This window comes from Curvibacter gracilis ATCC BAA-807 (assembly GCF_000518645.1).
In the GTDB taxonomy this organism is placed as follows: Bacteria; Pseudomonadota; Gammaproteobacteria; order Burkholderiales; family Burkholderiaceae_C; genus Curvibacter; species Curvibacter gracilis.
Map to the genome: position 1 here is coordinate 1 of NZ_JADZ01000055.1, position 10,138 is coordinate 10,138.

Annotated in this window: 10 protein-coding genes; all 10 read left to right on the top strand. The window is 62.5% G+C overall.

What is annotated here, in order from left to right:
- Window positions 1-9: 9 nt before the first annotated feature.
- From L880_RS36705 to L880_RS33590, 10 genes are read left to right on the top strand one after another with little or no spacing between them, the layout of a single operon-like run.
- Window positions 10-141, top strand: coding sequence for a hypothetical protein (locus L880_RS36705; protein WP_281174787.1), 132 nt, complete (start codon window positions 10-12; stop codon window positions 139-141).
- A gap of 1 nt (window position 142) precedes the next feature.
- Complete coding sequence (locus L880_RS34600) at window positions 143-1,987, top strand: ArdC family protein (protein WP_051443594.1); 1,845 nt, start codon at window positions 143-145, stop codon at window positions 1,985-1,987.
- Entirely contained in the window at window positions 1,988-4,294 is a 2,307-nt protein-coding gene (locus L880_RS33575) for a type IV secretory system conjugative DNA transfer family protein (protein WP_051443595.1), read from the top strand.
- Window positions 4,287-4,718: a single-stranded DNA-binding protein gene (locus tag L880_RS33580; RefSeq protein WP_084461661.1), complete on the top strand. Its 432-nt coding sequence runs from the start codon at window positions 4,287-4,289 to the stop codon at window positions 4,716-4,718. The genes L880_RS33575 and L880_RS33580 overlap by 8 nt, the downstream gene beginning before the upstream one ends.
- A gap of 2 nt (window positions 4,719-4,720) precedes the next feature.
- Entirely contained in the window at window positions 4,721-5,275 is a 555-nt protein-coding gene (gene traF, locus L880_RS33585; protein ID WP_084461663.1) for a conjugative transfer signal peptidase TraF, read from the top strand.
- The gene (locus tag L880_RS0125115) at window positions 5,256-7,409 is read left to right on the top strand and encodes a DNA topoisomerase III (RefSeq protein WP_027477969.1); all 2,154 of its coding nucleotides are present in this window, start codon (window positions 5,256-5,258) and stop codon (window positions 7,407-7,409) included. Before traF ends, L880_RS0125115 begins: the two co-directional genes overlap by 20 nt.
- 2 nt (window positions 7,410-7,411) lie before the next feature.
- Window positions 7,412-7,705, top strand: coding sequence for a hypothetical protein (locus L880_RS0125120; protein WP_027477970.1), 294 nt, complete (start codon window positions 7,412-7,414; stop codon window positions 7,703-7,705).
- Complete coding sequence (locus L880_RS0125125; protein WP_027477971.1) at window positions 7,702-8,202, top strand: thermonuclease family protein; 501 nt, start codon at window positions 7,702-7,704, stop codon at window positions 8,200-8,202. Before L880_RS0125120 ends, L880_RS0125125 begins: the two co-directional genes overlap by 4 nt.
- Complete coding sequence (locus tag L880_RS0125130) at window positions 8,199-9,368, top strand: carbon-nitrogen hydrolase family protein (RefSeq protein ID WP_027477972.1); 1,170 nt, start codon at window positions 8,199-8,201, stop codon at window positions 9,366-9,368. Before L880_RS0125125 ends, L880_RS0125130 begins: the two co-directional genes overlap by 4 nt.
- A gap of 10 nt (window positions 9,369-9,378) precedes the next feature.
- The gene (locus tag L880_RS33590) at window positions 9,379-9,933 is read left to right on the top strand and encodes a lytic transglycosylase domain-containing protein (RefSeq protein ID WP_051443599.1); all 555 of its coding nucleotides are present in this window, start codon (window positions 9,379-9,381) and stop codon (window positions 9,931-9,933) included.
- Window positions 9,934-10,138 lie beyond the last annotated feature (205 nt).

Here is a 10,138-nt window from a genome sequence, read left to right on the forward strand (position 1 = left end):
AACTGAGCCATGAACACCGCAACCCAAAACCCCACCGGCCAGGTGCCGACCAAGGAAGACGACATCGGAGCAATCCCGCTCGAAGGTTCTGGCTTTGAAGACCAGCAGCCCGACCAACAAGAGAACGAAAGCGAGGCATAACATGGCTGAACAATCGCGCGAGAAAGCGAAGCGCGACTTCCGGCAGGAAGCGACTGACCTGATCGTAGACATGCTCGAAAAGGGCACTGCACCGTGGCAACGTCCTTGGGACAAGAACACTGCCGCGCAGCAGCTCCAAATGCCCCACAACGGCGCTACGGGCCGCGCCTACACCGGAGGCAATGCCCTTTACCTCATGGCAAAGGGCATGCAGCAGGGTTACGAAGACCCGCGCTGGATGACCTACGAACAGGCCAACTCGAAGGGCTGGCAAGTTCGCAAGGGCGAGAAGGCAACACACGTTGAGTTCTGGCAGTTCGACAAGACCGAGAAGGTCAAAGACCCGACCACCGGCCAGGTGCGCGAGCAGCGCGTCAAGCTCGACCGCCCTATCCAGCGCCTCTATGCAGTCTTCAACGCCAAGCAGATCGACGGCGTTCCCGCGTTGGCACCCCAGCAACGCGAGGAATGGCAGGCCATCGAGGCGGCAGAGCGCGCCCTGAAGAACTCAGGCGCAAAGATCACGCACAAGGGCACCGAAGCGTTCTACCAGCCGAGTAGCGACAAGATCACGATGCCGCCGAAGAAGGCATTCCCCGACCAGGCCGCTTACTACGGCACTGCGCTCCATGAGCTGGCACACTGGACGGGGCACGAATCGCGCTTGAATCGTGACGGCATCACAGGCGGGCATGCCTTCGGTTCCGAAGGCTATGCGCGCGAAGAACTGCGCGCCGAAATGGCGAGCGTCTTCATGCAGGCCGAGCTGGGTGTCCCTCACGACATCAACCGCCATGCCTCCTATGTCGATAGCTGGATCACCGGCCTCAAGAAAGACAAAAACGAGCTTTTCCGCGCAGCCAAAGACGCGGGCCAGGCCGCAGACTATGTGCTTGACCTGTCCAAGCACAAAGAGCTTGACGACACCCTTGCCGACAAGCTCGCCGAGCAGGCCCAGGAGAACACCAACGCCCGCTATGGCCGCTTGATGAGCACCGCGCTGGCCGATGGCCAGGGCGACCGCTTGATGAAGGCCGCAGCGCACCGCGAGCTTGAGGCCATCGCCGAAAGCCAGTTGTCCAACCCTGAAGACCGCGCCAAGCTCATGCAGCGCAGCGCCTTCGCTGGTGCCAAGGACGACACGGAAAAGGCTCAGGAACTCGACAGCGCCATGCGCGAGCTGGACTACATCGAGAACCTGCCCGACCACGTTGCCATTGCACGCACCAACGCCAAAGACAAGCGCATCGTAGAGCTGCGCGACATCGAGGGCGTGGCCTACGTGGACAAGCAGAGCGGCGACCTCACCATCGCGGCCAAGTCGCCCGAGGCGCTGAAGAACCTCATGGATCGCACTCGCACGCCCGACACGGTTGTCGTGAACGACACCATGCCGAAGACCAACACCTGGGCCTTCGACAACACAGACGGCTACGCCGCCGAGCTGGTGAAGCCTGCACTCGAACGCCTGGGCGTGAGCGACGGCCAAATCCAGAAGGTGACAAACCTTCTGGTGGCACCAGAGCAGCGCAAAGAACAGCTTTCCGAGTCGTTCAAGGACATCGCGCAGCAGGCCAAGGAGCAGCTAGGCCCAAACGCGAAGACGTTCCCGGCGCAGCTCGCCGAGGGCATCTACAAGGGGCCGATCATTGCCGAGACTGAGCACCATGTTCTTCAGCAAGTCTCAGCGACTAGCACCGTGGCCCACATGAAAACGGCCTTCGCCCAAGCGCCGACCGTGGACAAAGATCAACACGTCAAAATTCCTTACAACGACGGCAAGGCGAAGGCGGTGCCCTTCACCCCCGAGCGTGCCAAGGAAAAGACCCGTTCCTTGAGCCGCTAAATGCAGAACGTCTACAACCTACCAAACGCCCCCCGCAGCATGGGGGGCTTGCAGTGGCAAGCCCTGTTCATCGGGCTTGCCATCCTCTTTTGCGCCAACATCGCGGCCACGCAGTACATGGCCTATGGGTTCCGCTACCAGGAGGCTTTAGGCTATCCCGCCGCCATCGTTTCAGGGCATGGCCTCTATGCCCCGTATATGTGGGTGGTGTGGTTCCTGAAGTTCAACCAGGTGCAGAACGCCGAGGCGAAGCACGTCCTTTGGATGGGCCTCACCATCGCAGCCGGTGGCGCTGGCGTGTCGGTATTGACCGCCGCGCTGGTGATGTTCCTTCGCACTCGCAAGCTCCAAAAGGGCAATGAGCACCTTCACGGTTCCGCGCGCTGGGCACAGCGCAAGGACATCGAGGAAATGGGCCTCATGGGCAAGGGCGAAGGTGTCTATGTCGGCGGCTGGCTCGACAAGAAAACGCAAAACATCCATTACCTGCGACACAACGGCCCCGAGCACATCCTTGCCTTCGCGCCTTCGCGTTCAGGCAAGGGTGTCGGCCTGGTGCTGCCTACTCTGTTGAGCTGGCCGCACTCATGCGTGGTGTACGACATCAAGGGTGAAAACTACGCGCTCACCGCTGGGTGGCGACAGAAGGACGCGGGCAACAAGGTCTTCAAGTTTTCCCCGGTCGAAATGGGCGTGGGTGCGCAGTTCAACCCGCTTTCGGAAATCCGACTCGGGACACCGCGCGACGTGTCCGATGCTCAGAACATCGCCCACATGCTGACCCATCCCAAGGGCGACAGCGACGATGAAGACCATTGGGTCGAAAGCGCGACATCACTGCTTACCGGCGTGATCCTGTTCGCCTGCTATGCAGCCCTCAAGGAAGGCCGCATCGCATCCTTGCCCGAGGTTGCCCAGGTGCTCACCAAGCCCGGCCAGTCGTTCACCGAGACGCTGAACGAAATGCTGCTGACCCCGCTTGATGATGACTACTCGTATGACTGGCGCACCGTCAGCGGCAAGCAAACGGGCGTGCATCCAGTCGTGGCCGAGAAGGCTCAGGAAATGCTCGACAAGGAAGAAAAGGAGCTTTCGGGCATCTTGTCATCGGCCAAGGTCAAGCTACAGCTTTACTCTGACCCCATCGTATCGGCCAACATTCGCCGATCCGACTTCACGGTCGATGACCTGGTGAACAGCGACAGCCCGGCAAGCCTTTACATCGTTGTCCCGCCAAGCGACAAAGACCGCCTCAAGCCGCTCACGCGCTTGATGCTGACCTTGATCGTGAACCGCCTCACCGAGACGATGAAGTTCGAGCAGGGCCGCAGCGTGCAGACCAACAAGAACCGGCTACTCATGCTGATCGACGAGTTCCCGACGCTGGGCCGCATGGATGCAATCGTCAACGCTATGGGCTACACCGCAGGCTATGGCATCAAGTATTACTTGATCGTCCAGGACAAGGTTCAGCTCAACAACGTGTATGGCGAAAACGAGCTGGTCTTCTCAGGCACGCACTTGCGCATTGCCTACGCGCCAAACAACCCGGAAACCGCCGAACTGCTTTCGCGCATGACGGGCACCATGACCGTGGTTAAAGCCGCCTTCAACTACTCAGGCAACCGGCTTTCGCCGATGCTGGGCCAGGTGTCTACCAACGTCGAAGAAATCGAGCGCCCCTTGATGACCCCCGACGAATGCGGGCGCTTGCCAGGCCCCAAGAAGGACGCAGGCGGCAACATCACCGAGGCAGGCGACATGCTGATTTTTGCGACCGGCTTCCCGCCGATCTACGGAAAACAGATCCTCTACTTCAATGACCCGGTTTTCTCAGCACGCGCCAAGATTCCGGCACCAACCGCCAGCGCCACGCCCTTTGTGCAAAAGCGTGCCACGGTGAAAGCGCCCAGCGCCGAAGGGCAGGGCGGGGCACCATCGACCGAGCGCGAGCTTGCGCCCGAGCTGGCCGAGCAAACCGCCGAGCTGGTGGACTACCCGCAAGCCACGCCCGACGTGGCCGCAGAAGACGAAGAAGCGATCATGAGGCACCGCCAGGAGCACATCGACGCGACCGACGACGATGCGCCGCCCGACGAACTGACCGACTACCCGGACGAGCCGGAAGACGACGCGCCCGAAGGCCGCAGCTTGCGCAAGGATGCCGACGAAATGCCACCGCACCCAGCCGTGCCCTACGTCAAGCGCGCACCGCGCGACACTGAGGCCGTGGAAGAAGTAATCAACCCCGACATGCGGCCAATCGAACCGGCCCAGGTCAAACCACCCAGGAGCAGAAATGTATAAAAACCAAGTGATCCTTGAAGGCTTCTTAGGCAAGAGTCCTGAGATTCGCTTCATGCCATCCGGCGACAAGGTTGCGAACGTCACCCTTGCCACGAAAGAGGTGTGGAAGGACAAGGCAGGCAAGCCGGTCAGCTCAACCGAGTGGCATGCCCTGGTGTTCTACGCCGAGCGCGCCGACCGCGCCGAGCTGTACGAGAAGGGCGACAACATCCACGTTGAAGGCAAGATTCAAACGCGCAAGTACACCGACAACGCAGGCCACCCGAAGACCGTGCGCGAAATCATCGTCATGCGCTCGCATCGCATCGACCGCATGCACGACGAGCAAGACCACGGCGACCACCAGACCCCGCCCGAACAACAAGACGACGCACCGGCCAGCGGCAGCAGCGCGGGCGACGGTGACAACTGGCCGAAGGTGTAAACATGAAGCGCAAATATGCCCTCGCTTTGCTTCCCGGTGCCCTATTTATATCGGCTTTGGCCGTGGGCGCAGCCTTCGGCTACCGGATCAACCTCACGCAATCCTTGCCCCTTGGAATCTGGCAGAAAACGCCCGACAGCAAGGGCGCGGCCTACGTGGAGTTCTGCCTACCTGAAGGCCAGTTCGCCGCCCTGGTGCGCGAACGTGAATACACCCCTCACGGCACATGCCCTGAAGGCCTTGCGCCGCTGCTGAAGCCTGTTGTCGCCCAGGCTGGCGACCTGGTTGTCATCACGGACAAGGGCCTTGCCGTCAACGGCAAGCCGCTACTCACCGAGGCGATCCGCGAACACGACTCGAAGGGCAGGCCGCTACCGGCCATGAAGCCCGGCAGCTACCCGGTGCCGGAGAAGGCCCTTTGGGTCATATCGACCTACCACCCCCGCAGCCTTGACAGCCGCTACTACGGGGCAATTTCAGAGGCCAGCGTCATTGCTGGCATGCGGCCTGTTTTTGTGTTCAACCAGAGAGAAGACTATGCGCTTGTTTATCGCTGAAAAACCATCGGTGGCGAAGGCCATCGCCGCCGAGCTGGGCAACGTCACCCGCGCCGAAGGCTACCTTCAATGCGGGGCTGACCGCGTGACCTGGTGCTTCGGGCACATCCTTGAAATGGCAAAGCCCGAGCACTACGGGGAGCAATACGCCAAGTGGCGGGCCGAGGCCTTGCCCATCATCCCGCAGGCCTGGGCCTTGCTGCCCAAGGACGACGCGAAGGCGCAGCTCGCCGTGATTGGCCGCTTGCTCAAAGACGCGACCGAGGTTGTCAATGCAGGCGACCCCGACCGTGAAGGTCAGCTCCTGGTGGACGAGGTGCTCGACCACTTCAAAAACCGGCGCGACGTGAAGCGTTTTTGGGTGTCTGCACAGGATTCGGTTTCGATTCAGCGCGGCCTTGCCGCACTGAAGAACAACAAGGACTATCAGGGCCTCAAGGACGCGGCGCTTGCCAGGCAGCGCGCCGACTGGCTTATCGGCATGAACTTCAGCCGCGCCTACACCTTGCGCGCGCAGCGGGGCGGGGCGCAGAAGACGGTTCTCACCGTGGGCCGTGTCCAAACGCCAACCCTTGCGCTTGTCGTTGCGCGTGACCGCGAAATCGAGGCCTTCAAGCCCGCCGCCTACTTCACCCTTCAGGCGCAGATCGAGCACGCGAACGGCGCTTTCCGCGCCGCGTGGAAGGCCAAGGACGACCAGGCCGGGCTAGACAGCGAAGGCCGCTTGGTGGACAAGGCCATCGCCGAGGCGATCACCAAGGCGACCACCGGCCAGGCGGGCACCCTGAAGGAGTACCGCCAGGAGCCGAAGGCAGACGGCCAGCCGCGCGCCTACGCGCTTTCGGACATCACCCTCAAGGCATCGAACAAATTCGGCTACAGCGCAGAAGACGTGCTCAAGGCCTGCCAGGCGCTCTACGAGACGCACAAGCTCACCAGCTACCCGCGAACCGATTGCGTCTACCTGCCCGAGTCACAGCACGCCGACGCGGGCCGCGTGCTGGCCGCGCTGAAGCACGTCAACCCAGGCTTTGCCAAGCTGATCGACGGGGCAGACCCGACCATCAAATCGAAGACCTGGAACGATGCCAAGATCACCGCGCATCACGGCATCATTCCCACGATGCACCAGGGCGATGCTTCGCGCCTGAGCGACATCGAGCGCAACATTTACGAGCTGATCGTCCGGGCCTACCTCGCGCAGTTCTACCCGGCTCACGAGTACATGAGCACCACTATCGCGGTGGACGTGCAGGGCGAAACCTTCACGGCCAGCGGCAAGACCGTCACGCGCAACGGCTGGCGTGACGTGTACCAGGTGGAGCAGGAGGAAGGCGAAGCCGAGGAAGACACCCAAGCCTTGCCGCCCATGCAGCAGGGCGACGGCGTGAAATGCGCCCGCGTGGACACCAAAGCCATGAAGACCAAGCCGCCCGCGCGCTTCACTGAGGGCACCTTGGGCAAGGCGATGGAGAACGTTCACAAGTTCGTCACCGACCCGGAAGAACGCAAGATTCTCAAAGAGGGTGACGGCATCGGCACATCGGCCACTCGCGCGGCCATTATTTCCGAGCTGAAGCGGCGCGGGTTCCTTGAACCAAAGGGCAAGCAGATCATCAGCACGACCCTGGGCCGTGGCTTGATCGACACCTTGCCCGAGAAAGTGAAAAGCGCATCGCTCACCGCTTTCTACGAAAGCATGCTGAAGGAGATCGAGGGCGGCAAGTGCGCCGTCGATACCTTCATCGAGCAGCAAGCCGAGTTCATTCGCGGCCAGGTGGCCGAGGCCAACAGCGGCGCATCGACCGTGGCCGGTTCCACCGGCCCGGCCTGCCCGAAGTGCGGGGAAGGGCACCTTCGCCGCATCCCCCGCAAGGACGGCAAGGGCCATTTTTGGGGCTGCAACCGCTACAGCGAGGGATGCAGCGCCGTCTATGACGACAAGGGCGGCAAGCCCGACACAGCGGCCAAAGCCGCCTACAAGTGCCCGACGTGCAAGGAAGGCACGCTTCGCCAGATCGCAGGCGGGGCAAAGGGCAAGTTTTGGGGTTGCAGTCGCTACCGCGACGGGTGCCGAACCACATTCGACGACAAGGGCGGCAAGCCCGACATCGCGGGGAAGAAAGGGGCCTAACCATGCTGGGCAATAGCAGCTTTATCGAGTACGACAGCCAACCAATGGAGAAGCTGCCGCACATCATCGCCGACCGCCTGCAAGGGATGTCGTTCAGCGTGTCAAACGTAGAGCTGCGCCCATCGCGCAGCGCCGGGGGCGTGATGGTGAACATCACGCTCAACAAGGCCGCGAACCTCAATGCCTTGTTCATCGCAGAGCAATACCTATCGCAGCTTGTCGCCAAGTCGGCAGAGCAGAAGGGCGCGACGTTCTACTGGCGCTATCGGCCACAGGCCACAGGGGGCGCAGCATGAAGCGACTCGCTTGTCTTTTCCTTTCCCTCGCGGCAGTGTCCGCGTGGGCGGGCGAGCCGTTCACGGCGTGGGTTGTCGGTGTCACCGATGGCGACACCGTGACGGTGTTGCTGCGCGACGAGAAGCGCCCGATCCGCGTGCGGCTGGCGAGCATCGACGCACCGGAGAAGGCCCAGGCCTTCGGCCAGGTGTGCCGCCAGGCCCTTGCGGGCAAGGTGTTCAAGCAGGACGTGACCGTTCGCCCGATACCGGGCGACGATCACGACCAATACGGGCGGCTTGTCGCTACCCTTGAGTTCCAGGGCAGCGACATCAATCTCGCCCAGGTCAAAGAGGGTTGCGCGTGGCATTACACCGAGTTCGCCAGGCGCAACCAGAGCGCCGAGGCCTTCGCAGCCTATGCGACCGCCGAACAGCAGGCGCGCGCAACGCGCATCGGCTTGTGGAGCGACCGGGAGCCGGTCAAGCCGAGCGAATTCCGCAGGGGGCAAAAGTGACCCGTGCGGCTTTCACAAAGGCGCTCGCGCCGACTTTGGTAGCGGTGCCGCTGGCCGGTGCCATCGGCGCGGCAGCATGGGGTTCCAGCCTTGCGGCGCTCGCGCTCGCACCGCTGGCCGTGTCGCTTTGGGCGACCCGGACAACCCGCCTCGCGGCGTGGCTTGTCATGCTGGCCTACTACCTTGCCGCAGCTCGCGGGCTTCCCTTTGGTGCCGCCCGGTTCTTTGGCAATGACACCCCGGCGATTTTTTCCGCGCTGCTTTGGTTTGGCGCATCGCTGGCCCTTTCCGCACCCTGGGCCTGCCTATGGGCACGCCAGGGCTACTACTGGCGCGTTCCGCTCGCCCTGGTGCTTTGTACCGTGCCGCCCGTGGGCCTGGTTGGTTGGGCCAACCCGGCGACCGCAGCGGGCGTGTTTTTCCCCGCCCTGGGCTGGCTAGGCCTGGTGGCAATGGTTGCCGCGCTGGCCGCGCTTTGCTACTGGCCGACGCGCGTAGGCGCGGCGCTGGCCGTGGCCGCGCTTGCCGGGGCCGTGGTCAGCAGCCCGGCAGCGCCGAGCTGGATTCAAGCGCACCAGACCACCTACGGGGGTTCTGGTGGAGCAGGGCGCGACTTCATGCGCGACTACGCCGCGAATCAATCCATGATCGAGCTGGCCGTCAGCTCGAAAGCGCCCTTCGTGTTGTTCCCTGAAACCGTGGCCGGGCTATGGACTCCGGCGACCGCCGAGCTTTGGGACGATGCCGCCGCGCACTTGCGCGCGACTGGCCGCACCGCCCTTGTCGGTGCCGAGGTGCCCATCGAGGGCACCGGCAGGACGCGCAACGCGCTTGTTTTCGTGGGCCACCACTCGGGCGAGCTGGTGCAGCGAATCCCGGTGCCGGTTTCCATGTGGAAACCGTGGGCCGACGCGGGCACCGAGGCGAACTTGTTCGGCGATGGAATCGGCCAGGTCAACGGCAAGCGTGCCGCCGTCCTGGTTTGCTACGAGCAATTGCTTGTTTGGCCGATGCTGCTTTCCCAGGCCGCAGGCCCGGAAATCGTCATCGGCGCGGCCAATGACTATTGGGCCGCTGAAACGAGCATCCCCGGAATCCAGACCATGACGCTACGCGCGTGGTCAAGGCTTTTTAGCGTGCCGCTTGTCGTGGCCGTCAATCTCTGAAAATACGACTATGGACTTCACCACCATCGAACAATGCGCCCCCACCGTGGCACCGGCCACGATGCAGCGAATCATCAAGGTCGAATCGGCCTTCAAGCCTCACGCCATCGGCTACCACATCACCAAGGACGGCAAGACGTACCGCTTGACCGTGCAGCCCAAGGACAAGACCGAGGCGGTGAGCTGGGCGCAATGGCTTCTTGACAACGGCTATCGCTTCGACGCGGGCGCGGCGCAGGTCAACTCGAACAACTTCAAGCGCCTGGGCTTGAACGCCCAAAACATCTTCGACGCGTGCACCAACATCGGGGCAGGCGGGCAAATCCTGACCGAGTTCTACCAGGGCGCGGTTCGTCAGTACGGCACCGGCCAGGAGGCCATCAAGGCGGCAATTTCCGCGTACCAGACCGGCAGCTTCACCCGAGGCTACTCGACGGGCTACGTGCAGCGCGTTTCCGGGGCTACAGGCGATTTTTCCGGCAAGGTGAAGGGGAAGGGTGCAGAAAGCGGCTCCAAGGCCCCTATGACCCCGCAAGAGGCTCCCACCAGCGTTTCGTTCAACTGACCCGAGGGCAACTTCCGGGGCATTTTCGCGGACGCGAAAACCGGGATGCCCGTTCCGGGCGCGGCTATTCGCCTTGGTCGCTGCGCGACTGGCCTTGCGGCCACCCTACATGTAGTGACTCGCGTTTGAAAACCGACCGACTTGCAATCAGCGGCTTTTCCGACTCACATTATTTGCAAATGACCGGATGGTCAGAATCACATTA